The sequence below is a fragment of the Kitasatospora sp. NPDC059812 genome (assembly GCF_042732075.1).
In the GTDB taxonomy this organism is placed as follows: domain Bacteria; phylum Actinomycetota; class Actinomycetes; order Streptomycetales; family Streptomycetaceae; genus Kitasatospora.
Window position 1 is genome coordinate 1 of record NZ_JBHWIO010000073.1, and the last position, 24000, is coordinate 24000.

Below are 24000 nucleotides of genomic sequence, written 5' to 3' on the forward strand. Positions count from 1 at the left end.
GCCCCAGCGGGCGCGAGCGGCACGACGAGAAGATCACCGTGTACGTGTCCGCCGAGGAGCTCATGGACCTGGAGCACGCCCGGCTGGTGCTGCGCGGCGAGCACGGCCTGGCCGTGGACCGCGGGCGGATCGTCCGGGAGGCCATCGCGGTCGTCCTGGCGGACCTGGAGCAGCGCGGTGAGGCCTCCATCCTGGTCCGGCGGTTGCGCGGTCGCTAGGCCCCTTCCTGGGCGTCGGTAGTGCTTCTGGTGCTGCCGGTGCGGTGCCTCCGGTGCGGCGGTCCCGGTGTGGCATCCCCGGCGCGGCGTTTCTGCGTAGTGCGGTGTCGACGGCGTGTCGACGGCCCCGGGGGCGGGGCGGGCGGCCGGGCCGGGTGAAGATGGACCGTCATGCCGAGCACCGCCGAACCACCCACCACCGCCGTGAACGCGACCGAGGAACAGCCGCGGGGCGGTTTCCGGGTGCGGCTGGACAACTTCGAAGGCCCCTTCGACCTGCTGCTCAGCCTGATCGCGAAGCACAAGCTCGACGTCACCGAAGTGGCGCTGGCCACCGTCACCGACGAGTTCATGGCACACATCCGGGCGATGGGCCCGGACTGGGACCTGGACGCGGCGACCGAGTTCCTGGTCGTCGCCGCGACCCTGCTCGACCTCAAGGCCGCCCGGCTGCTGCCCGCCGCCGAGGTCGAGGACGAGGAGGACCTGGCGCTGCTGGAGGCCCGCGACCTGCTGTTCGCCCGGTTGCTGCAGTACCGGGCGTACAAGCGGGCGGCGGCCCTCTTCGGCGAGCGCTGGGCCGCCGAGCTGGCCCGACGCCCGCGCACCGTCGGGCTGGAGCCCCGGCATGCCGGGCTGCTGCCCGAGGTGGTCATCACCATCGGCCCGGAGCGGCTCGCGGAGCTGGCGGCCAGGGCCATGGAACCCAAGCCGAAACCCGTCGTGTACGTCGATCACATCCACAGCCCGCCGGTCAGCGTGCGCGAGCAGGCCGGGCTGGTGGTCGGGCTGCTCACCGAGCTCGGCGAGGCGTCGTTCCAGCGGCTGGTCGCGGACGCGCCGGACGAGCTGGTGGTCGTCGCCCGTTTCCTGGCGCTGCTGGAGCTGTACCGGGAACGGGTGCTGGCCTTCGAGCAGCCGGAGGCGCTGGGCGAACTGCTGGTGCGCTGGGTGGCGGAGGCGGACCGGGGCGCGGTCGAGGTGACGGACGAGTTCGACCGGCCTGTGGGCGAGCGGGAGGAGAGCCGATGAGTGGTGGGAGCGGGAGCCCGAGTGGGAGCGGGAGCCCGAGTGGGAGCGGCGGGGGCGGCGGGCGGCCGGTGCGGCGCCCGCTCGGGCTGCCGGGGCGGCCGCGGGCCGGGGAGTGGCTGGAGCCGGCCTTCGAGCTGCTGCCGGAGCCGGTGGCGGGGCTGCTGCCGGGGCCGGTGGCGGGGCCGGTGAAGCCGGTGGCGGCGTCCGTGGGTGTCTCGTCGGAGGGCGAGGCCCGGGTCGTCCACCAGAAGTTGGCCCCGTCGACTTCCGGCGTCGGTGATCTGGTCGGCGTCGCCGATCTGGCCGAGGATGCTGATCCGGCCGAGGATGCTGATCGGGCCGAGGGTGCTGATTCGGCCGAGGGCGAGGAGGTGGCCGGGGCCGGACTGAAGGCCGAGCTGGAGGCGATCCTGATGGTCGTCGACGAGCCGGCCGGGGAGGAGCGGCTGGCCGGCGTGCTGGAGCGGCCCCGGGCGCAGGTGGCCGCGGCGCTGCGCGAACTGGCCGCCGAATACACCGCCCAGGGCCGCGGATTCGACCTGCGGCTGGTCGCCGGCGGGTGGCGGTTCTACAGCCGGGACACCTGCGCTCCGGCCGTCGACCGATTCCTGCTGGACGGCCAGCAGGCCCGGCTCACGCAGGCCGCACTGGAGACCCTGGCGGTCGTCTCCTACCGGCAGCCGGTGTCCAGATCGAGGGTTTCCGCCGTCCGCGGTGTGAACTGTGACGGCGTGATGCGTACCCTGGTACAGCGAGGACTGGTGGAAGAGGCCGGATCCGAGCCCGAAACAGGTGCGATCCTGTATCGGACGACGAACTACTTCCTGGAACGGATGGGGCTCCGCGGCCTGGACGAGCTGCCGGAGCTTGCTCCCTTCCTGCCCGAGGTCGACGACGTGGAAGCGGAGTCCCTGGAGGGCACGATGATCGCGGAGGCGGTCGCCGCCGCTGCCGTGAAGGCCGTGGACGGCAGTGGCGAGGCCGGTCGGGCTGCGCCTGATCGGTAGGGGGCGGTGAGGTCGGCCGAAACGACCGCACATCCCAGACGGTAACGACGTACGGACACTTTGATGCGTAGCAGTGGCAACGGCAGGAACGGCAGCGGCGGCGGCAGCGGTCGCAGCGGACAGGGCGGGGGCCGGGGCGGCGGCTCCTACGGCGGCAGCGGCAGCGGCCGCAGCGGCTCGGGCTCCGGCTCGGGCTCCGGCTCGCGTGGGGGTTCGTACGGCGGCGGGTCCGGCTCGGGTTCGCGGAGCGGCTCGTACGGCGGCGGGTCCGGCTCGGGCTCCGGCTCGCGCGGGGGTTCGTACGGCGGTGGGTCCGGTTCGGGCTCGCGCGGCGGCTCGTACGGCGGCGGCAGCGGTGCCGGTTCGCGCGGCGGCTCCGGCTCGGGCTCCGGCTCGTACGGGCGTGACAGCCGCCGGGACGACCGGCGCGACGACAACCGGTACCCGGACCGCCCGCTGCGGCCCGAGGAGCGGCGCTACGACCGCCCCGAGTACGGCGGCGGCCCCAACGCCACCCCCGCCCGCGGCGGCTTCTCCGGGCGTCGCCCCAGCCCGGCCCCGCGCCCGCGCCGTGAGGGCCAGGGCGCCCCGGGCGACCCGCGCCGTCAGCCGCAGCGCTCGCGCGAGCTGCAGGCCAAGATCGAGGACGCCGTCCTCGCCCGGCACGACAAGCCGGCCGTCAAGCTGCCCAAGACCTTCGGCGAGCCCGAGGGCGAGCGCCTGCAGAAGGTGCTGGCCCGGGCGGGCATCGGCAGCCGCCGCGCCTGCGAGGAGCTGATCGAGCAGGGCCGGGTCCAGGTCAACGGCAAGCTCGTCACCGAGCAGGGCAAGCGGGTCGACCCGCAGAACGACGAGATCAAGGTGGACGGCCTGACCGTCGCCACCCAGTCGTACCTGTTCTTCGCGCTCAACAAGCCGGCCGGCGTGGTCTCCACCATGGAGGACCCGGACGGGCGCCAGTGCCTCGGCGACTACGTGACCAACCGGGAGACCCGGCTGTTCCACGTCGGCCGTCTGGACACCGAGACCGAGGGCATCATCCTGCTCACCAACCACGGCGAGCTGGCCCACCGTCTCACCCACCCCCGGTACGGCGTGACCAAGACCTACCTGGCCGCCATCCAGGGCCCGATCCCGCGCGACCTGGGCAAGCAGCTGGCGCAGGGCATCGAGCTGGAGGACGGCTTCGCGCGCGCCGACAGCTTCAAGGTGATCTCCAACGTCGGCAAGAACTACCTGGTCGAGGTGACCCTGCACGAGGGTCGCAAGCACATCGTCCGCCGGATGCTGTCCGAGGCCGGCTTCCCGGTCGAGAAGCTGGTGCGCACGCACTTCGGCCCGATCGCGCTGGGCGACCAGAAGTCGGGCTGGCTGCGCCGTCTGACCAACCCCGAGGTCGGTCAGCTGATGCGCGAGGTCGGTCTGTAGACCGGTCGGCATATTCCGATCGGGCTATATAGACCGGTCGGTATATTCCCGCCGGAGTCTGTAGACCGGTCGGTATATTCGGGCTTCTGTAGAGGGCCTCCCCGTCGAAAGGCGGGGAGGCCCTCGGTCGTCCGGCGGGGGTGGGCGGGGTGCGAGGCGGGCCGCAACCCCTGGTCACGGCCTTGTCAGTGCCATGATCTGTGGCAGAGGATTGCCACCGGACCACCACCCGCCCAGTGGCGGGACTGCGCCAAGGCCGGCGCCGGTGGGGGGCGAACGGGGGAGACGGCGTCGTGTCGGATGCACCACTCAGCGCACTGGGACTGGCCGAGCCGGACGGACAGGTCTACGCGGCGCTGGTGGCCAATCCGCAGTCCACCGCGGAGGAACTGGCCGAGGGCTGCGGCCTGACGCTCCAACAGAGCGTGCGCGCCCTGGACCGCCTGGCGCAGCAGGGCATGGCGACTCGGGCGCCGGTGGACCGGCAGCGCTACCTGCCGGTCGCCCCCGATGTCGCGATCGGCACCCTGATCGGCCACCGCGAGTCCGAACTGCGGCACGCCCGGGCCGAGATGCACCGCCTGATGGACGCCTTCCGGGAGGCTTCGCGGTACACCGATCCGGCGCACTCGGTGGAGGTGCTGACCGGTGGCGAGGCGATCGCGCAGCGGCTGGAGCACATCACCGAGACCAGCCAGTACCAGGTCCGCGGCTTCGACCGCCCGCCGTACATCCAGGATCCGGTGACCCCGATCCCGTTGCAGCGGCGGCGGTTGCGGGAGGGGCTGCGGCTGCGGACCGTCTACGACCGGGACGCGGTGGCCTGGCCGGGCCGGCTGGAGCGGAACATCCTGGCCGGGGTCGCGGACGGCGAGGAGGCCAGGGTCCGGCCGTCGCTGCCGATGAAGATGATCATTTCGGACGACCGGATGGCGATCATCCCGATCAGCGTGGGCGACAGCGTCCTCGACGCCGCGTACGTCATCCACCCCTCCGCGCTGCTCCAGGCGCTGGACACGCTGTTCGAGGCGGAGTGGGAGCGCGCCGTCCAGTTGCAGGCCGCGATCGGCACCGGGGACGCGACGCTGGAGCCGGAGGCCGACCACCGCAAGCTGCTGGGCCTGCTGGCGGCCGGCCTCACCGACGAGTCGATCGCCCGGTCGCTGGGCTGGAGCGCCCGCACCACGCAGCGCCGGTTGCAGAGCCTGATGCGCTCGCTGGGCGCCACCACCCGCTTCCAGGCCGGTATGGCGGCCCGGGAGCGGGGCTGGTTGTGAGCTGGCCGACCGGCTGGTTGTGACCGGGGCTGGTTGTGCACCGGGCCGGGTGGGCCGTCGGGGTCGGCCGTCGGGGGTGGGCCGTCGGGGGTTGGGCGTCAGCTCCAGGGGGTGAGGGTGGCCCAGCGGCCGTCCGGGCCGCGTTCGACCTTCAGCAGGCCCTTGACGGCGGAGCGGTTGAGCCGTCCGTAGACGTGCGGGAACAGCAGGCCGGGGGTGGCCCCGGGCGGCGGTGCGCCGTGCGGGGCCTCCCACTTGACCATCGGTTCCACCTGTGACTCCTCGATCAGCAGCGCCATCAGTGGGTCGGGAGTGTCGGCGAAGAAGGCGTTGGCCACCGCGAGTGCCGTCTGTTCGTCCGCCGAGCAGTGGATGAACCCGTCGGTGAGCAGCGACGCGGTGGTGTACGGCCGACCGGGGTCGGACAGCCAGTCGTCCAGGGGTGCGAGGTGGAGGATCATGTTCCTGTTCTACCCGGTTTGGTCCTGAGCGGTCGTCACGAGCGGACCGGTGTTCGGACGGCGGCGGAGGCCGGGCTCCTCAGAGCCCGGCGACCTTGGCGGTGGCGGAGACCTCGTAGACCAGCGTGACCGTCCGACGGGCGCCGGGCCCGAGCGGGACGTCCCAGCGGAGGATGCCCTCGGCGTCGAAGGCGTCCGGCGACGGGGAGCACTCCTCCTTGCGCAGCCGCACCTCCACCGCCGACACCTCGGAGACCGGCACCCGCTCGCGGACCGCGACGACCTGCTCGTCCCGCTCCTCCGGGCCGGAGAAGCGGGAGAGGTGCAGCCGCACCGTCCGGGTGGTCGTCTGGCGGCCGGTGAGCCCGGCGGTGGCCTGGCGCTCCTCGGCCTCGCGGACCACCCGGTAGCCGTCCGAGCTGCCGAACGCCAGCTCGGCGTCGGCCCCGGCGGCGGTGAAGCCCAGCTCACCCCGACCGGTGAAGCCGCTGCCGCGGACCAGTTCGACCGGACCCGCCAGCAGCGGGTGCCCGGCCGCGTTGCGGAACCGGACCACCTGGGTCACCAGCGGGGACAGCTCCGGCGCGCACGCGTACTCGCTGCTCGCCTGCCCGGTGAAGGCGCCGAGCGGCACCCGGTGCGCCCGGCCGTCGGAGGGCACGGTGGCCGGGGCGGGCGCGGGCAGCACCCGGACCTCCCCGCCGTCGTCCACCCCCGGCACCCCGGCGGCCGGGCCGAGCGCGCTGATCGCCTCCTCGCGCAGCTCCACCTCGACCGTGCGGCGTTCCTCCGCGGTGCGCTCGCGCAGCATCAGGACGTCCTCGGCGACGGCGGGCGGGTCGGTGGCGAGGGCCGAGCGGGCGGTGGAGAAGGTGAGCCGGACGCCGGTCCAGTCCTCGCCGGTGCGCTGCCAGACCACCGCCTCCGACTCCAGCCGCAGGCTCCCGCCGTCCAGGGTGGCCCGGTACGAGGGGCGCCAGAGGGCGCACGGCACCAGGTGGGTGACGGCCAGCCCGCTCGGGCCGGGCTGCGCCGCCTCGACGGTGAGCTCCAGGTGGGCGACCAGTTCGGCCGGTTCCTCCTCGGCCTGGTCGAGGGCGATCAGGGCCTGCGAGCGCTCCTGGTCCAGGCGGCGCAGCCGGGAGTGGGTGGTCCGCAGCTCCTCGCCGTGGCGCTCGCGTTCGGCGTCCACCCGGTCCAGTTCGCGGGCCCAGCGGGTGCGTTCGAGCTCGCCGATCCCGGCGCCCTCGCCGATCTCGCGCAGCAGGTCGGCGGAGAGCTGGGCGAGCAGCGCCAGCCGGGCCTCCAGGCGGGCGCGGGTCTGGTCGGCGAGGCGGCTCGCGGTCTCCAGCTCGTGCAGCCGGTGGCGCAGCCGGGAGTCCTCCGGGCCGGGCGGCAGCGGGGCGCGGGGGATCCAGTCGCGGACGATCCGGGCGTCCAGCACGCGGGTGCCGGGGGCGGTGGTCTCGGCGCGCAGGGTGCGGTCGACGGCGAGCGCGGTGAGCGGGCCCAGGCGCAGCCGCTGGACGCCCGCGGCGAGGTCGACGGTGGCGGTGCGTTCGACCTGGCTGCGGTCCTCCAGGCAGGTGACGGCGGTGACGGGGAGGGGGATGGTCGTTCCGGTCATCGTTCAGTTCCTCCGGTTTCCACCGACGATGGCCTTTCCGGCCGGGATCTTGATCTGGTAGCCGCCGTCCAGCTCGGTGCGGCCGCCGGGCGGCAGCTCGACCCGCCAGAGCCGGGTGCTGGGCGGGCAGTCCGGCGTGGAGACCGCCGGGGCCTGCCAGTCGGCCCGCTCCTCGATCCGGATCTCGGCGTCGGAGGTGACCGGCACGCGCTCGCGGACCTCCACGGTGACGGTACGGCCGAGCCGGTTCGCCAGCTGGACGTGCACCCGGTGGTCGAGCACGGTGCTGCTGCTCAGCATGCCCGCGGTGGACTCGTGCAGCTCGGTGCGGCGCGCCACCTCGATGCTCTCGGTGACCCCGATGCCCAGGCTCCGCAGCCCGCCCGGGGCGAGGGTGGGCAGGGCGGCGGTGAGCAGGAACTCGTCGTCGACGGTGACCTCGACCGGGCCGGCCAGCACGGCGCGGTCGGTCCGGTTGGCGAGCACCAGGGTGGCGTACACCTTCTCCTCGACGGCGGGGACGGTGACGTACTCCGGGCGGACGGACACCGGGATCTCGTCGATCGTGACGGTGTGCCAGGTGCCGTCGGACGGGATGTCGGCGGGGGCGGCGGAGTCGAAGCGGTGGTCGAAGGAGCCCGCCGACTCGCGGGGCGGGACGGCGTGCCGGGGGAGCGCCAGGTGGCGTACCCGCTCGCCGCCGGTGCCGCCCGGGACCATCGCCGCCGGCCCGTAGTGGTCGGCCCGGTCGGCCCGGTCGGCTTGCTCGGCCTGGGGGCGCAGGGTGCCGCGGTGGGTGGCGGGTGCGTCGGGGCCGGCCAGGACGAGGCCGGGGTAGTCGAGCAGGGAGGCGTCCGGGGCGAAGCCGGTGCCGGGGGCCTCGGTGCCGCCGCCGCTTCGGCGGGAGCGGCGGGCGAGCGGGTACAGGTCCGGCGGGGGTGCGCCGCCCGGTGCCACGGGGGCAGGCGGCGGCGCGGAGGCCTGGGGCATCGAGGCTTGGTACATCGAGGCTTGCGGCAGGGGGGCTTGGGGCATCGGGGTGGCGGCGGGCGCACCGCCGTATCCGGCGAAGCCGCTCGGGGCGGGCGGGGGCGCCGGGACGGGTTCGTCGATGTCCAGGGTGCCGCCGCGCCCGGCGGGGGCGGCCAGCCGGGCGGCGTCGGCCACGAGGCCGGCGTCGGCGGGGCGGGGACCGGCGGGCCGGGCGCCGCCGAGGCGGTTGAGCCGGGCGGTTGAGCCGTACGGGCCGGGCGCCGAGGCGGCGAGCGGGGCCTTGCGGCGCGGGGCCGGGCGGGCGTCGGCGCCGGCGTCGGCGCCGGCGTCGTCGTAGCCGGTGAAGAGGTCGGCCAGGCCGGCCGGGGGCTCGCGCCAGCCGGACGGCGGCGGGGCGGGCTGGCTGCGGCCGATCCGCAGCGAGCGGAGCCGGGGCAGGTCGGTGCGGCGGTCGAGGTCGGCGGTGGAGAGGGCGAGCCGGACGCCGGTCCAGTCCTCGCCGGTCTGCTGGGCGACGGAGGCGCGCAGGACGAGCCGGCCGGTGTCGGCGCCGTGGCGGTAGGAGAGGCGGTAGGCGGGCACCCAGCGGGCGGCGGGGACGCCGTACTCCAGCTCGATGTCGAGCCGGGCGGGGGGCTCCTCGGGGGCCGGGGCTGGGGCGACGGGCTCCCGGGCGGGTTCCGTGACGGGCTGTGTGGTGAGTGCCGAGGCCGGTGTGGTGGTGAGGGTGAGCAGGACGGTGGCGGCGGTCTCGACCGGGTGGGCGGGGCCGGCGGTGGACGCGCGGTCCAGTCGGTCGGCGGCCAACTCGCGCTCTTGGTCAGCGAGTTCGACCTCCCGGGTGAGCTCCTCGGCGCGCTGCTGGAGCCGGGTCAGGCGCTCGTCGACGAAGTCGGCCAGCTCCAGCCAGGCGTCGGCGGGCGTCCGCCGCAGCGGCTCCTCGCGCCGCCGCTGCGGCGGTACGGCGCGCAGGGCGGAGGTCTCGGCGATCGCGGTCAGGACCAGTCGGCGGCGCTCGTTGAGTACGCCCTGGCGCTCCATGGCCTCGTCCAACTCTCGGCGGAGCCTGGGGAGTTCGGTCGGCTCGTGGAACTCGGCGAGCAGCTCCAGCCGGGCCTCGGTGACCGCCGTCCCGCTCGGGCCGTCGAGCACCCGGGCGCGCAGCGAGCGGCCGTCCAGGGAGGAGGGCAGGCCGGTCAGCCGCAGCCGGCCGTCGGCCGGGAGCGGGACGCTGGCCCGGCGGCGGCACACCGCGCCCTCGGCGTAGACCACGACGGAGTCCAGGACCGACGGGTGGGCGGGGACGGCGGGGGGCTTCGGGGGCCCGGCCTCGCTGACGTGGCGGTCCTCGCCGTTCTGCTGATCGTCGCCGCTGTGCTGATCGTCCATGCGCAACCCCTTCGTTCGCGTGCCGTGTTCCGCGTGTCGCCCGCGCCGTGCCCGGGCGGCCAGTCTGCCCCGCTTCGGTGCGGGCGTCGCCGGATTTCGCGGGGTGCGGCGTGTGTGCCCGTTGGCGGGTCTGGTGGGTCTGGTGCGTTCGTGGTGCCTGTGGTGTTTGTGGTGCCTTGGTGCCTGTGGTGCCCGGCGTGCGTCCGCATGGTGTGGGACGGGGGCGGGGCCGCCGTGGTTGCCCAACGGGTGGGCGGTGGGGGCGTGGGTGGGGCGGATGCGAGAGGATGGGGCGCGGGTGCTCCCGGCCCGTGCCGGGGCGCCGACCGGACCGAGAACCGCGAAGTCCCGCGAGGCCGGGTGGCCCGGGAAGTCCCGCGAGGCCGGGCAACCCGGGAGACCCAGAACACGAAGCTCAGAACGCGAAGCCCAGAACGCGAAGCCCGAGAATTCGAGAAGGAGCGCGACCCGCCATGCGCACTGCCGTCGTCGTCGGTACCGGACTGATCGGCACCTCCGCCGCGCTCGCCCTGGCCGGCCGCGGGCTGACCGTCCATCTGGAGGACGCCGACCCGGACGCCGCCCGGACCGCCGCCTCCCTCGGCGCCGGCATCACCGATCCGGCCGACGGCCCGGTCGACCTGGCGATCATCGCCGTGCCGCCCGCCCTCGTCGGCAAGGTGCTCGCCGACTGCCAGCGCCGCAACCTGGCCCGCTGGTACACCGACGTCGCCAGCGTCAAGGCCGGCCCGCGCATCGAGGTCGCCGCGCTCGGCTGCGACACCGTCCACTACATCGGCAGCCACCCGATGGCCGGCCGCGAGCGCTCCGGCCCGCTGGCCGCCCGCGCCGACCTGTTCGAGGGCCGTCCCTGGGTGCTCACCCCCACCGACGACACCGACACGGAGACCCTCAACGCCGCCCTGGAACTGGTCGCGCTCTGCGGTGCGATGCCGATCGTGATGGACGCGGCCGCGCACGACCGGGCCGTCGCCCTGGTCTCGCACGCCCCGCAGCTGGTGTCCTCGCTGGTCGCCGCCCGGCTGGAGCACGCCGACGAGACCGCCATAAGGCTCTCCGGGCAGGGCGTCCGGGACGTCACCAGGATCGCCGCCTCCAACCCCGGCATGTGGGTCGACATCCTCTCCGCCAACGCCGGTGCGGTCGCCGACATCCTGGAGGAGGTCGCCTCCGACCTCGGGGAGACCGTCACCGCGCTGCGCGCCCTGGACGCCCCCGAGGAGGGCGAGCGCCGGGCGGGCGCGGCCGGGATCGAGGCGGTCATGCGGCGCGGCAACACCGGCCAGGCCCGCATCCCCGGCAAGCACGGCGCGCCGCCCACCCGGTACGAGACTGTGGCCGTGGTGCTCGGTGACCAGCCCGGCGAGCTGGGCCGGCTGTTCGGCGAGGTCGGCGCGGCCGGGGTCAACATCGAGGACGTCATCATCGAGCACTCGACCGGCCAGCAGGTGGGCTTCGTCCAGCTGTCGGTGGCGCCGGGGGCGGTCAAGCCGCTCACGGTGGCGCTGCGGGCGAGCGGGTGGAGCGTCCGGGACTGATCGGGCTGCGGGGGCCGGTCGGCTTCCGGGACTTCGGGTGAGGGGTTCGGCCGAGCGGTTCGGTTGAGGGCTTCGGGTGAGGGGTTCGGTTGAGGGGGGAGCAGGGGTGATCATCGAGTTGCCGCTGGGCGAGACCCGGCACGGGTCCTACGGCCGGCCGGTGGACCTGGGGAACGAGCGGTTCCTGCGGGCGGTGGTGGGTGGGGACTTCCGGATCCACCACCGCAGCGTCGAAGCGCTGGTTGAACTGCCCCGGCCGACGCCGCCGGACCCGGAGCCCGCCGAGCCGGAGCCGACCTGCAGCCTGCTGGTGCGGGCGGCCCACGCCGCCTTCGCGGAGCACCTGCCGCTCAGCCTGTCGCCGGACGTGCTCTGGTACGCGGTGGTGCACGAGGTGGCCGTGCACGCGCGGATGTACGCGCCGAGGTACCGGGCGCTGTTCGGCGGCGCCGAGGGGCGCCGGGAAGCGATCGTGGTCCACGACGACACCCTGGCGGCGCCCTGGCCGGACTGGTCGCGGTCGATCCGGCTGGTGCGGGAGCCGCTGGCGGCGGCGGTCGGGGCCGAGCTGGTGGAGCTGTTCCAGCCGGCGTTCTCGACGACCACGCCCGACGACGCCTCCTGCGCGCTGGTGGCGCTGATGGACGTGGTCAGCCCCTACTACGCCTTCCGCTGGGAGACCCGCTGCGGCATCCCGCGGATCCGGCTGGAGGGCACGGCCGAGGACTGGGCGCTGCTGGTGGCGCGGGTCGCCGGGCTGGCGGAGCGCTTCGACTGGCTGGCGCCGTGGTTCGCCGAACTGCGCCCGGTGCTCGACGAGATCGCGGCGACCGCGGCGGGCGGGGCGGTCGACGACGAGTTCTGGCGCTCGCTCTTCAAGTGGAGGTCGATGTCCGGCGGCCCACGGGTGACCGGCTGGCTCACCGCCTTCCTCGCGCACACCCAGACCCCTGACGGGCCACGGCTGCGCCAGTCCTTCGGCTGGCGGGAGGCGGACGCCAACCCGTACCACCGGGACTCCTTCGCGGTGAACGACTTCCCCTCGCACGTCTCCAAGGTGCCGTTCGTCTGGGACCTCCTCGGCCGCGAGATCCCGATGGCCTTCACCGCCGGCATCCTCGGCATCGAGTGGGACGGGGAGTACCTGCGGCCCCGGCTGGGCAACGCCGTCCTGCAGGTCCTGGGCCCCGACCAGGGCTGATACCGGGCCTGGAGCCGGGGCTGAAGCCCGGGGCTGATATCGGCGCCGGTACCGGGGCTGATCCCGGGGCCGAGGGGGGCTGGCAGGGGGCTGGTACTGGGCTGATCGGGTGGCGGAGTGGGTAGGGCGGCGGTCCATTAACCTTGAGGGAGACAATCCCCTGCCGTCTGCCTCCCCAGGCCCCGGCTTTCACGCCCAGAGAGAGGTTCGGCCCCGTGGACACTGCCGACCGAGCGCACGCCCCGGTCGTCGTCGCGATCGACGGACCCTCCGGTTCGGGCAAGTCGACCGTCTCGCGGGCGGTGGCGGCCCGGCTGGGCCTGAGCTTCCTGGACACCGGCGCCATGTACCGGGCGATGACCTGGTGGATGCTGGCCAACGACGTCGACGTGGCCGACCCGGAGGCGGTGGCCGTCGCGTGCGGCAAGCCGGTGATCGTGTCGGGCACGGACGCGGACGGTCCCACCATCACGGTGGACGGCCAGGACGTCTCCGGACCGATCCGCGGCCCCGAGGTGACGGCGCAGGTCAGCGCCGTTTCCGCGGTGCCGGCGGTGCGGTCCCGGCTGGTGGAGCTGCAGCGCGGCTGCGCCGAGGTCGCCGAGCGCGGCATCGTCGCCGAGGGCCGGGACATGGGGACGGTGGTGTTCCCGAACGCCACCGTCAAGGTGTTCCTGACCGCCTCCGAGCAGGCCCGGGCCGAGCGCCGGGCGGCCGAGCTGCGCGCCAAGGGCGTCGACGAGACGACCATCACCGCGATGGCCGCCGACCTCGCCCGCCGGGACGCCGCCGACTCCTCCCGGAAGACGGCCCCGCTGGCCCAGGCCGCGGACGCCGTCCTGGTGGACACCAGCGAGCTCACCCTGGAGCAGGTGATCGACCGGATCGCCGCGCTGGTGGAGGAGCGGGCCGGGATGTCGTCGGTCTGAAAGGACGGACAGGTCCGAACGAACGGACAGGTCTGGACGGCCGGGCCGGTCTGAGGACCGGATCGGCCGGAATGATCGGGTCGGCCCGACGGCCACAATGGTCCGGACGGCCACAATGGTCCGGACGACCGGAATGGCCGGAACGGCCGAATGAGCTGCGGTGCCGCCGAGGTGCCGCGGAGACAACCATCGCGCTGCCCCGAGCGGGGCAGGTACGCACGGCGCGCCCCTGGGAAGGGCCGCGCCGGGAAACGGAACAGACGAACATGACCGCAGAGCACTCCGACACCGGCCACGGTGGACTGGACGCCGCCGACTACGCCGAGTTCATGGCCATCGCCGCCGAGGAAGGCTTCGACGTCGACGGCGTGGACGGCTTCGACGGCGCCGAGCACGTACCGCTGCCGGTGCTGGCCATCGTCGGCCGCCCGAACGTCGGCAAGTCGACCCTGGTGAACCGCATCATCGGCCGCCGCGAGGCCGTCGTCGAGGACAAGCCGGGCGTCACCCGCGACCGGGTCACCTACGAGGCCAGCTGGAACGGCCGCCGCTTCAAGGTCGTCGACACCGGCGGCTGGGAGATCGACGTCCTCGGCCTCGACGCGATGGTGGCCGCGCAGGCCGAGCTCGGCATCGAGCAGGCCGACGCGGTGCTGTTCGTGGTCGACGCCACCGTCGGCGCCACCGACACCGACGAAGCCCTGATCAAGCTCATCCGCCGGGCCGGCAAGCCGACCGTGCTGTGCGCCAACAAGGTCGACGGCCCGTCCACCGAGGCCGAGGCCGCCTACCTGTGGTCGCTGGGCCTGGGCGAGCCGCACCCCGTCTCCGCGCTGCACGGCCGCGGCTCGGGCGACCTGCTCGACGCCGTCATGGACGCGCTGCCCGAGGCCCCGCCGCAGACCTTCGGCGACGCCGCCCCCGGCGGCCCGCGCCGCATCGCGCTGATCGGCCGCCCGAACGTCGGCAAGTCCAGCCTGCTGAACAAGGTCGCCGGCGAGGAGCGGGTGGTCGTCAACGAGCTGGCCGGCACCACCCGCGACCCGGTCGACGAGATGATCGAACTCGCCGGCAAGACCTGGAAGTTCGTCGACACCGCCGGCATCCGCCGCCGGGTCCACCTGACCGCCGGCGCCGACTTCTACGCCTCGCTGCGCACCTCCTCCGCGCTGGAGAAGGCCGAGGTCGCGGTCGTCCTGGTCGACGCCAGCGAGACCCTCGCCGAGCAGGACACCCGGATCATCTCGATGGCCGTCGAGGCCGGGCGCGCCGTCGTCATCGCCTACAACAAGTGGGACCAGATGGACGAGGAGCGCCGCTTCTACCTGGAGCGCGAGATCGAGCGCGACCTCGTCCAGGTGCAGTGGGCCCCCCGGGTCAACGTCTCGGCCAAGACCGGCCGGCACATGGAGAGGCTCGTCCCGGCGATCGAGACCGCGCTGGAGGGCTGGGAGACCCGCATCCCGACCGCGCGGCTGAACGCCTTCCTCGGCGAGCTGGTGGCCGCCCACCCGCATCCGATCCGCGGTGGCAAGCAGCCGCGCGTCCTGTTCGGCACCCAGGCGGGCATCCGTCCGCCGCGGTTCGTGCTGTTCGCCTCGGGCTTCCTGGAGGCCGGCTACCGGCGCTTCATCGAGCGCCGGCTGCGTGAGGAGTTCGGCTTCGTCGGGACGCCGATCTCGATCTCGGTGCGGGTCCGGGAGAAGCGCAAGCGGAAGTAGGACGTCGTGATCCACCGGCAGTAGTCGGTGGGTGCCGGCAGTAGGTGTGGGTGAGGGCCCCGTCACGGTGGTGGCGGGGCCCTCGTCGTGTGTGCGGGGTCGTGCGGGTCGTGCGGGTGGTGCGCAGGCGGGCGGTTCAGTGGTGGTCGCCGTTGCGGCCCGGGGGGAGGGAGAGCATCTGGCGGTGGCGGCCGCCGGTGGGCGCGGCGGTGGCGACGCCGGTGGCGGTGCCCATCGCCGGGGCGGGGGCCGGGGGCGGCGCGGGCATCGAGTGCGGGATCGGGCCGAGGTAGCCGGCGGCCACCCAGCCCTGGCCGTTGGTGAACTGGGGCGGCGGGGGCGGGGTGTGCTGAGGGGCGGTGGCCGCCGGGGCGGCTTGGCCGAAGCCGTCGCTGGTCGGGGCGGCGGGCTCGGAGTGGGGGTGCGGCTGAGGCTGAGGGGCGCTGTGGCCGGTGTGGCCCATCGCGCTGTGGTGGGTTTGGCCGGTGGTGCTGTGGTGGGTTTGGCCGGTGTGGCCAGTGTGGCTGGTGGCGCCGTGGCCGGAGTGGCCGGTGGCGTGCCCTGCGGAGTGGCCGTGCTGCTGGCTCGGCATGAACTGCGGCAGGCCGGGCGGCTGCCCCCCGTAGCTGTGGAAGGCCTGGTGCTGGGGCGGGTACGGGCGCGGTTCGCCGAGCACCGGGTAGCCGTCGCGGACCGCGAAGCCGGTGAACTTCAGGTCCTCCTCGCCCGAGCGGTCGCCCGGGAGCGCGCGGAACAGCCGCCGGTACTCGGAGTACAGCTCGTCGTAGATCGGCGTCGTCGAGTGCGGGTGCTCCGCGTCGTACGACGGGCGCATGCCGGGGATCGAGCGGGGGGCGGTGGTGGACCGGCCGGGGGACGCGGAGACGTCGTAGCTGTACACACAGGGGCCAACGAGTGAGGGGTCACGGGGATGCGGGGTGCCGGGGACCGGCCGGAAGGCGGCTTGTGCTGAGGGAGAGGCCGCCTTCCGGCGGGTGCTCCGGCGGGTGCTCCGGCGGGTGCGGAGCCCGGGCGTGGAGCCCGGGTGCCGACGGGTCGGGGCGCGGTTGGGGCTGGGTGCTGAGGGGGCGGGGTCGGGCGCGCGCCTGGGTCGGGCGCGCGGTTGGGGCTGGGTGCCGACAGGGCGGGTGCCGGCGGGCCCGGGTGCCGAGGGGCTCAGGTGCCGGCGAGGGGGAGGGAGGCGGCGACCACCTGACCCAGTGCCACCGCCCGCTCCAGCGCCTGGCGGAGCAGGTCTTCGCGCGGCTGGCGGCCCACCATCCCGGCCGGGACGGCGTACATGGTGACCTCGGAGAGCTGGCTCGCGGCCATCCGCCAGGCGTCGGTGACCTGGAGCGGCTGGTGCGCCTGCCACCAGCCGGTGCTGCCGCCGGCGGCAGCGGGCTGCAGGATCGCGTGCAGCTTGCCCATCGCCACCAGGACCGACCAGCCGCCCAGTTGGTCCGGGGTCTCGTCGAGGTCGGTGATGGCCTGGAAGCCGGCGTCCTGGAGCAGGTCGAGGAACTCGTCCTCGCCCGAGGTGCTGCCGGGGCGCCCGACCGGGCCGGTCGGTTCGACGACCAGCGAGGCGTGCCCGACCTTGCCGTGCAGCACCAGCCCGCAGGTGATGCCGAGGATGGCGGCCTGGCCCGGCGCGCTGGGCTGGGCGGTGGGGGCGGTCGCCGGGGTCGGCGCGGGAATGGGCACCAGCGGGTGCGCGGGCGCGGCCGGGGCGCCGGTCTGGGCCTGGCTGATGCTGCGGACGGCGCCGACCAACTGCTCCTCGGCCACCGGCACCACCTGGGACGGGATGCAGCGGGCGTGGGCGAAGGCGAGTACGGCGGTCTCCTCGCCGACGAACAGGACGGTGCTGGTGGGCTCCGCGTGGGTGTCGCCGGAGGTGCGGCAGGAGGTGCATTCGTAGCTGTCGGGTGCGCGGTCGCCGCCGAGGAGGCGGTCCGCCTCGTCGTCGCCGATCTCGGACCGGACCTCGTCGCTGACGTCGAGCATGCGCGGCACAGGTTCTCCTCTGGTGGGTGCGGTTGGCGGTCGGGGGCGGATACGGGGAGGTCGCCATGACCAACGGGCCCTTGTGTCAGGCGTCACGGGTGGTCGACGAGGCTGACGGGAATTGCCTCTGATCCGACCGCGCCGCGTGTTCTCGTGGTCGCAATGTGTCGATGTCGGTGGCAGGCCTGCCGGAATGAAACCGTGAGGTGAGTCACGCCACCGTGATGTTTGATCTACGAATCGACGGCTAAAACGGGCATTTCGGGCAGGATTGTGCGGGTACTACCGCCGGTAACCCTTGGCTGAGCTGGGCAGACCGGTGGAGTTTTGGTTTCCCCGCCGACCGGCTCGTAGCTTCATTGGCGGCGCAACGAGCGCCACCCGGGTTCACCCCCGACGCACCGCCCCTCCGGCTCCCCGCCGGATGCGGCAGGTGCCCGCCGACGCGATCGCTCGAAAAGGTCGCCGGTGAGCGGCTGGGTGGCCGGGGCGGCAAGCGGCACGTCCGACACGTGCACGGTCGCCCGACGGACGCGGCAAGTGAACGCGGCCCTCTCCAGGGCCTGGTTCCGCATGCCCGCCCGGGGCTTTCGAGAGGAACCCCATGACCTTCCGTCACGAGACCGCCGCTGCCACCACCTCCACGGCCACCAAGCGCAACCGCGTCCGGATGGCTGTCGTGGCGGGCGCCGCTGTCGCGGCCCTGCCGGTGGCCGGCCTCGTCACGGCCACCTCGGCCTCCGCCGCCTCCGTCTCCACCTGGGACTCCGTCGCCCAGTGCGAGAGCGGCGGCAACTGGGCCATCAACACCGGCAACGGTTTCTACGGCGGACTGCAGTTCACCTCCAGCACCTGGGCCGCCTTCGGCGGCACCGCCTACGCCTCGCAGGCCAACCAGGCCACCAAGGCGCAGCAGATCGCCGTTGCCGAGAAGGTCCTCGCCTCGCAGGGCCCGGGCGCCTGGCCCGTGTGCTCCGTCAAGGCCGGCCTGACCAAGGGCGGCACCCCGGCCGCCGTCGACACCTCGGCCGGTTCGACCACCGGCTCGGCTGCCGGTTCGACCGCCGCCAAGCCGGCTGCCCCGGCCGCCAAGCCGGCGCAGACCCAGGCTCCGAAGGCCGCCGCTGCGCCGAAGGCCGATGTCGCGCCGAAGGCCGCTGCCCCGAAGGCCGCCGCTGCGCCGAAGGCTGACGTCGCGCCGAAGGCCGCGCCGAAGAACGACGCCGCCAAGGGCGCCAAGGGCTGGACCGGCTCGAACGACGCCAAGCCGGCCAAGGGCGACAGCTACACCGTCAAGTCCGGTGACACCCTGAGCTCGATCGCCGCCGCGCAGGGCCTGGACTGGCACGACCTGTACAAGAACAACGCCAAGGTCATCGGTGGCAACCCCGACCTGATCCTCCCGGGCCAGACCCTGAGCGTCTGAGCACCTGAGCACCTGAGCACCTGGGCCTCTGAGCAACTGAGTGTCTGAGCGTTTGACACCGGCTCTCCGGGGTCTGCCGCCTGATGTCGGCTGTCCGACGTCCCCGGCCTGAGGTCGGTTCAGCGGGCCTCCCGGCCCCGGCGGTGTGCTGACACCACGGCCGCTTCTCCGCTGCGCGGGGGAGTGGCCGTTGGCGTTTCCGGTGCTTCCGGTGTTCCCGGCGTTTCTGGCGTTTCCGGCGCGTTCGGAGTGTCGTTGGGGAGGGCCGTGAGGCGACCGGCCTAGGGTCGGCTGCTGTGCCGCCTCCCTGTGACGAGCGTATGTGCCGGGTCGTGCTTCGACTGGGCGTCGCCGTGGTGCTGCTGGCGGGGGCGGCGGCGATCCCCTGGGAGCGGGCCGGTGCGGCGGCCCGGGTCGCGGACGTCGTGTGGGACGGCCTCGCCGAGTGCGAGAGCGGCGGCGACTGGCAGGCCGACACCGGCAACGGCTACTACGGCGGCCTGCAGATCTGGCCGCCCACCTGGGAGGTCGCCGGCGGCTTGCGCTTCGCCGACCGGCCGGACCACGCGAGCCGCCGGGAGCAGACGACCGTCGGCGAGGAGATCCTCCGACGGCAGGGCTGGGAGGCGTGGCCGGACTGCGCGCGGGAGCTGGGGCTGATCGGCGGATCGCCGGCCCCCAGTGGCGGTCCGACCTCCGGTGGCAGCCCGACCCCCGGTGGCAGCCCGACCTCCGGTAGCGGTCCGGGCTCCGGAGGTGGCCCGGGCTCCCGAGGTCGGCCGGGTTCCTGAGGTCGGCCGGGCTTCGGCCGTGGCGGTGCGGGAGGATGGTGGGGTGATCCAGGGCGAACTGTTCGGTGACCTGCCCGGTGCCGTCCCGGGCGGCCGGTCGGGGCCCGCTGCCGCGCGCGGGCGCGCCGAGCCCGCCCCCGGTGCCGTCCTCCTCCCCGGCTGGCTGGACGCCGATGCCCAACTGCGCCTGGTGGCCGCCTGTCGGGAGTGGGCCCGCCCACCGGCCGGCCTGCACGCCGTGCGGATGCCCACCGGCGGGATGATGTCCGTACGAATGGTCAGCCTCGGATGGCACTGGTATCCGTACGGTTATCGGAAGGACGCGGAGGACGGCACGCCCGTCAAGCCGTTCCCGCCCGAACTCGACCGCCTCGCCCGCCGGGCCGTCGCCGACGCCTACGGGACGGACGCCCGGCAGATCGCCGGCGCCGCGTCGTACGAACCCGACATCGCGATCGTCAACCACTACCCGCACGGCGCGAAGATGGGCCTCCACCAGGACCGCGACGAGCGGACCGACGCGCCGGTGGTCTCACTCTCGCTCGGCGACGCCTGTGTGTTCCGGCTCGGGAACACCGAGACCCGGACCCGCCCGTGGACCGACCTGGAACTGCGCAGCGGTGACCTGCTGGTGTTCGGCGGCCCGGCCCGGTTCGCGTACCACGGTGTGGTGCGCACGCTGCCCGGCACGGCGGATCCGGCGCTGGGTCTGGTCGGCCGGCTCAACATCACCGTGCGGCAGTCGGGGCTGGCGGCGGGGGAGGCGGGGGAGGCGGGGGAGGCCTGAGTCCGGGTGGGCGTTCGTCCGTCCGCCTGGTGACCGCTCTTCCGCTCTTCCCCTACTGCTCGCTTACTCGTTCGAGTGAATCGGCTCCTTCGGCCCGGTGAGCGGGAATGACCCCGGTCGCCGGAGAATTCCAGTGGGTTGGAGAATTCGATCAGGACGGGCGCCGGAGCCGGGCGGAAGACCTCCGCCGGGGCCGTGGGCCTGGAGAGGAAGCGCACGCATGGGTACCCCCGTCGACGACCTTGTCGACCTGCTCGACCTGGAGCAGATCGAACTGAACATCTTCCGCGGGCGCAGCCCCGAGGAGGCGCTGCAGCGGACGTTCGGCGGCCAGGTCGCCGGGCAGGCGCTGGTCGCGGCCGGGCGCACGGTGGACGGCGACCGCCCGGTCCACTCGCTGCACGCCTACTTCCTGCGCCCCGGGGTGCCCGGCGTGCCGATCGTCTACCAGGTCGACCGGATCCGCGACGGCCGCTCCTTCACCACGCGTCGGGTGCTCGCCATCCAGGGCGGCCGGTCGATCTTCGCCCTCACCGCCGACTTCCACCGCCCCGAAGAGGGCGGCATCGAGCACCAGCACCCCATACCGGACGTCCCCGCGCCCGAGGACCTGCCCAGCGCGCTGGAGGAGGTCGGTTCCCGGCTCGGCGAACTCCCCCCGTTCATCAGCCGCCGCCAGCCCTTCGACATCCGCTACGTCGACCGGCTGCGCTGGACGAAGGAGGAGCTGGCCGGGGTCGAGGCGCGCAGCGGAGTCTGGCTGCGGACGGACGGCCCGCTGCCGGACGACCCGCTGATCCACGTCTGTGCCCTCACCTACGCCAGCGACATGACGCTGCTCGACGCCGTCCGCGCCCCCGTCGAGCCGCTCTGGGGCACCCGGCACTTCGACATGGCCTCGCTCGACCACGCGATGTGGTTCCACCGCCCGTTCCGTACGGACGACTGGCTGCTGTACCAGCAGGAGTCCCCGATCGCCCACGGCGGGCGCGGCCTCGCGCGCGGGCAGATCTTCGACCGGAGCGGGCGGCTGGTGGTGTCGGTGGTGCAGGAGGGGCTGTTCCGGCCGTTGGACGCCGGCAGCTGACGGGGTGGGCGAGTGGGCGCGTCGGGTGCTGGGTGCCGGCGGCCGGGTGTCGGCCGAGCGGGCCGGCCTTCGTCCCGGCGGGCGTCGTGTCCGTGGTGTTGCCGTCGTGACGCCGTGTTGCCGTCCTGTGGCCGCCCTGTGGCGGTTCCGGCAGGCGGGAATGATCCGTCCGGGTGCGCGGCGTTGTGGTGGGTGACCGAGGTGGACGGCCCGAACAGCGGGCCGCCCGAGGACCGCAGTGGGAGGGTGTACCGATGACGGCTACGGCCGCGGAGGACTGGAAGCGCTGGAGCGATGGCCGGGCGGCGTCGGTGAGCTCGCCACACGGCCAGCTCGCACTCACCGGCACGCACTGGTTGGAGCCCGGACCCGTCGAGATCGTCGGCCTGCCCGGGCACTGGTGGGCCGACGCCGAGGGCGTCCGGGTCCGGGCGGCGGCCGCGGACGGCATCACCGTCGGCGGCGCCGACGGGCCGGTCGACGGCGAGGCGCTGCTCCGTCCCGACACCGATCCGGCCGCCGACACCGCCACCCTCGGCGACCTCCTGCTCGTCCCGATCGAGCGCGAGGGCGAGCTCGCCCTGCGGGTCTTCGATCCGGCCGCGCCGCGCCGGACGGCCTTCGCGGGCATCTCCGCCTACCCGTACTCGCCGGAGTGGGCCGTCCCCGCCGTATTCACCCCGTTCGAGGAGGACGGCGCCCAGTCCGTGCTCGTCCCCAATGCGGACGGCAAGGAGCGCCCGCTCGCCGTCACCGGGCAGATCGCCTTCACCGTCGCCGGCGAGCACCGCGAGCTGACCGTCAGCCGCTCCGGCGACCGCCTCACCGGCGTCATCGCGGACGCGACCAGCGGCATCGGCACCTACCGCTTCCGCTTCATCACCCTCCCCGCCCCGGACGCGGACGGCCGCACCGTCCTCGACCTCAACCGGGCCTACCTGCCGCCGTGCGCCTTCGCCGACCACTTCATCTGCCCGTTCCCGCCGCCGGGCAACCGGCTCGACTTCGCGGTGGAGGCAGGGGAGAAGCAGGTCCTGACCAGGTAGGACGGGCCGCTGTCCGGCCCCGGTGCGGGGAGCGGGGAGGCCGGGGCGGACCATGGAGGGTTGTGTCGACCAATCATCCTGCCAATCCCGCCCCGGCGTCCGATCCCGCCCCGACGCCTGCCCCTGCCTCGGCGCCTGCCCCTGTTCCGGCGTCCGATGCCGCCCCTGCCCCTGCCCCTGCTCCCGCGGAGGAGCCACCCTCCGACGTCTCCGCTCCGTCGGCCGGAACCGAGAACCTCCCCTGGTACCGGCGGGCCTTCGCCGACCTCAGCCCACTGCGCGACCACCCCGACTACCGCCGGGTCTGGTTCGGGCAGGCGGTCTCCTCCATAGGCCAGCAGATGACGGCCGTCGCCGTCTCCGTCCAGGTCTACGACGAGACCGGCTCCGCCTTCGCGACCGGCCTGGTCGGCCTCTTCTCCTTCTTCCCGATCGTCGCCTTCGGCCTGTACGGCGGCGCGATCGCCGACACCGTCGACCGGCGCAAGCTCGGCCTGATCGGTTCGGCCGGGCTCGCCGCCGTCTCCGCCGTCCTCGCCGTGCAGGCACTGGCCGGCCTCGGCCAGGTCGCCGTCCTCTACGCCGCCGTCGCCGCCCAGGCCGGATTCTTCGCCCTCAGCTCGCCCGCCCGCTCCGCGATGATCCCCCGGCTGGTCCCCAGCCACCAGCTCCCCGCGGCGAACGCGCTGAACACCGTCAGCATGAACCTCGGCCTCACCGTCGGACCCATGCTCGGCGGCGTCCTCATCGGCGCCTACGGCACCCAAGCCGCCTACCTGGTCGACACCGTCGCCTTCGCCGGCACCCTCTACGCGATGTGGCGCCTGCCCGCCATGCGCCCGCTCGGCGACCGCAAGGGCCGCGCCTCCGTCCTCGACGGCCTCCGCTTCCTGCGCGAGCAGCCCAACCTGCGCACCAGCTTCCTCGCCGACCTGGCCGCGATGATCTTCGGCATGCCGCGCGCCCTCTTCCCCGCCATCGCGGTCACCTTCTACGGCGGCGACGCCCGCACCGTCGGCCTCCTCGTCGCCGCCCCCGCCGTCGGCGCCCTCACCGGCGCCCTCTTCTCCGGCTGGGTCGGCCGCATCCACCGCCAGGGCGCCGCCGTCCTCGTCGCCGTCGCCGCCTGGGGCCTCGCCATCGCCGCCTTCGGCGCGCTCCACAACCTCTGGCTCGGCCTCCTCCTGCTCGCGGTCGCCGGCTGCGCCGACACCGTCAGCATGATCTTCCGCAACACGATGATGCAGGTCGCCGCCCCCGACGAGATGCGCGGACGCCTCCAGGGCATCTTCATCGTCGTCGTCGCCGGCGGCCCCCGCCTCGGCGACTTCGAGTCCGGCGCCGTCGCCGCCCTCACCAACCCCGCCACCTCCGTGATCACCGGCGGCCTCGCCTGCGTCGCCGCCGTCGTCCTCCTCGCCGCCCGCCGCCCCGCCTTCCTCACCTACGACGCCCGCCACCCCACCCCCTGACCCACCCCGACCCGCCCCCGACCCACCCACCCCCCAACCCGGCAGCGAGCACCCCTCCACGTGCTGTATTGTTTTCCACGTCGCCGGGACAACCGGAGACAAGGTCGAGAAGCCCACAGCAGAGCCCCCCAGGCCCCGCTACCGGGCACCGAGACCACGGGACGTGGCGCAGCTTGGTAGCGCACTTGACTGGGGGTCAAGGGGTCGCAGGTTCAAATCCTGTCGTCCCGACAGTGAAGTCGGTTGTGAGAGCGGGTACTTGGGAAACCGGGTGCCCGCTCTTGCTGGTTTTCTGGGCCCGTTTCTGGTCCCGGGTGGTCCCAAAATGGTCCCCAGGGTTGGCCATGGGTGCGTCGCCACCCGTTGCTCCAGTGGCTGGTGTGTGGATTGTTCTTCGATCTCAAGGTGAAGTGCCAGACCCCCTTGCCGTTCTGCTGGAGCGAGACGTGGTGGCGCGGGCGTGGGCGCGGTGTAGCTGGGCGGGGGGGGCGGGGTTGGGGGGGCTGGGTGGGTGTTTGGGTGTTGTATTATGCGAGTGT

General features: G+C 74.0%; 19 protein-coding genes, 1 tRNA gene and 1 pseudogene. 16 read left to right on the top strand and 5 right to left on the bottom strand.

The genetic code is table 11. The features are described 5' to 3' along the window. The 5 genes and pseudogenes from ACFV6D_RS29070 to ACFV6D_RS29090 all read left to right on the top strand — a co-directional run. Positions 1–218, top strand: a pseudogene (locus ACFV6D_RS29070) (hypothetical protein); the annotation flags it as partial. Between the two features lie 171 nt (positions 219–389). Further along, positions 390–1250 carry a segregation and condensation protein A gene (locus ACFV6D_RS29075; protein WP_380561699.1) on the top strand — a complete coding sequence of 287 codons (861 nt, stop codon included), beginning with the start codon at positions 390–392 and terminating at the stop codon, positions 1248–1250. 371 nt (positions 1251–1621) lie between these two features. Then, positions 1622–2257, top strand: a complete 636-nt coding sequence (gene scpB / locus ACFV6D_RS29080; protein WP_380561729.1) for an SMC-Scp complex subunit ScpB — start codon at positions 1622–1624, stop codon at positions 2255–2257. A 63-nt stretch (positions 2258–2320) separates the two neighbouring features. Further along, positions 2321–3685, top strand: a complete 1365-nt coding sequence (locus tag ACFV6D_RS29085) for a pseudouridine synthase (protein WP_380428165.1) — start codon at positions 2321–2323, stop codon at positions 3683–3685. 293 nt (positions 3686–3978) lie between these two features. Then, on the top strand, positions 3979–4962 hold the full coding sequence (locus ACFV6D_RS29090) for a helix-turn-helix domain-containing protein (protein ID WP_159398525.1): 984 nt from the start codon (positions 3979–3981) through the stop codon (positions 4960–4962). A gap of 98 nt (positions 4963–5060) precedes the next feature. Here ACFV6D_RS29090 and ACFV6D_RS29095 read toward each other — a convergent pair whose 3' ends face one another. From ACFV6D_RS29095 to ACFV6D_RS29105, 3 genes are all read right to left on the bottom strand, one after another. Next, positions 5061–5423 carry a DUF952 domain-containing protein gene (locus ACFV6D_RS29095; protein WP_063349658.1) on the bottom strand — a complete coding sequence of 121 codons (363 nt, stop codon included), beginning with the start codon at positions 5421–5423 and terminating at the stop codon, positions 5061–5063. Positions 5424–5502: 79 nt separating this feature from the next. Then, complete coding sequence (locus ACFV6D_RS29100) at positions 5503–7050, bottom strand: mucoidy inhibitor MuiA family protein (RefSeq protein ID WP_380561701.1); 1548 nt, start codon at positions 7048–7050, stop codon at positions 5503–5505. A gap of 3 nt (positions 7051–7053) precedes the next feature. Then, positions 7054–9432, bottom strand: a complete 2379-nt coding sequence (locus tag ACFV6D_RS29105) for a DUF4139 domain-containing protein (protein WP_380561703.1) — start codon at positions 9430–9432, stop codon at positions 7054–7056. Between the two features lie 473 nt (positions 9433–9905). On the opposite strand from ACFV6D_RS29105, the gene ACFV6D_RS29110 reads away from it, so the two are divergent. The 4 genes from ACFV6D_RS29110 to der all read left to right on the top strand — a co-directional run bounded on the left by ACFV6D_RS29110 (position 9906) and on the right by der (position 14842). Further along, entirely contained in the window at positions 9906–10991 is a 1086-nt protein-coding gene (locus ACFV6D_RS29110) for a prephenate dehydrogenase (protein ID WP_063349660.1), read from the top strand. A 106-nt stretch (positions 10992–11097) separates the two neighbouring features. Next, complete coding sequence (locus tag ACFV6D_RS29115) at positions 11098–12192, top strand: DUF4419 domain-containing protein (protein WP_380561705.1); 1095 nt, start codon at positions 11098–11100, stop codon at positions 12190–12192. Positions 12193–12407: 215 nt separating this feature from the next. After that, entirely contained in the window at positions 12408–13121 is a 714-nt protein-coding gene (gene cmk / locus ACFV6D_RS29120; RefSeq protein WP_063349662.1) for a (d)CMP kinase, read from the top strand. 266 nt (positions 13122–13387) lie between these two features. Further along, entirely contained in the window at positions 13388–14842 is a 1455-nt protein-coding gene (gene der, locus ACFV6D_RS29125; protein WP_063349663.1) for a ribosome biogenesis GTPase Der, read from the top strand. Between the two features lie 136 nt (positions 14843–14978). Here the strand turns inward: der and ACFV6D_RS29130 are convergent, their stop codons facing one another. Both ACFV6D_RS29130 and ACFV6D_RS29135 read right to left on the bottom strand, forming a co-directional pair. Further along, positions 14979–15743 carry a hypothetical protein gene (locus ACFV6D_RS29130; protein WP_063349664.1) on the bottom strand — a complete coding sequence of 255 codons (765 nt, stop codon included), beginning with the start codon at positions 15741–15743 and terminating at the stop codon, positions 14979–14981. Between the two features lie 275 nt (positions 15744–16018). Beyond that, positions 16019–16861 (bottom strand): hypothetical protein, encoded by an 843-nt coding sequence (locus tag ACFV6D_RS29135; RefSeq protein WP_079135943.1) that lies wholly within the window; start codon positions 16859–16861, stop codon positions 16019–16021. Positions 16862–17456: 595 nt separating this feature from the next. Here ACFV6D_RS29135 and ACFV6D_RS29140 point away from each other — a divergent pair. The 7 genes from ACFV6D_RS29140 (at position 17457) to ACFV6D_RS29170 (ending at position 23692) form a co-directional block, all read left to right on the top strand. After that, entirely contained in the window at positions 17457–18278 is an 822-nt protein-coding gene (locus ACFV6D_RS29140; protein ID WP_380561707.1) for a transglycosylase family protein, read from the top strand. Between the two features lie 332 nt (positions 18279–18610). Further along, positions 18611–19069 carry a transglycosylase family protein gene (locus ACFV6D_RS29145; RefSeq protein WP_380493095.1) on the top strand — a complete coding sequence of 153 codons (459 nt, stop codon included), beginning with the start codon at positions 18611–18613 and terminating at the stop codon, positions 19067–19069. A 70-nt stretch (positions 19070–19139) separates the two neighbouring features. Then, on the top strand, positions 19140–19856 hold the full coding sequence (locus ACFV6D_RS29150; RefSeq protein ID WP_380493107.1) for an alpha-ketoglutarate-dependent dioxygenase AlkB family protein: 717 nt from the start codon (positions 19140–19142) through the stop codon (positions 19854–19856). Positions 19857–20076: 220 nt separating this feature from the next. Continuing rightward, on the top strand, positions 20077–20943 hold the full coding sequence (locus ACFV6D_RS29155) for an acyl-CoA thioesterase (protein WP_380493097.1): 867 nt from the start codon (positions 20077–20079) through the stop codon (positions 20941–20943). A gap of 254 nt (positions 20944–21197) precedes the next feature. Then, the gene (locus tag ACFV6D_RS29160; protein ID WP_380429937.1) at positions 21198–21989 is read left to right on the top strand and encodes a DUF1684 domain-containing protein; all 792 of its coding nucleotides are present in this window, start codon (positions 21198–21200) and stop codon (positions 21987–21989) included. 275 nt (positions 21990–22264) lie between these two features. Then, complete coding sequence (locus ACFV6D_RS29165; protein WP_380493109.1) at positions 22265–23461, top strand: MFS transporter; 1197 nt, start codon at positions 22265–22267, stop codon at positions 23459–23461. A 157-nt stretch (positions 23462–23618) separates the two neighbouring features. Continuing rightward, positions 23619–23692: transfer RNA gene (locus ACFV6D_RS29170), tRNA-Pro, on the top strand. Positions 23693–24000 lie beyond the last annotated feature (308 nt).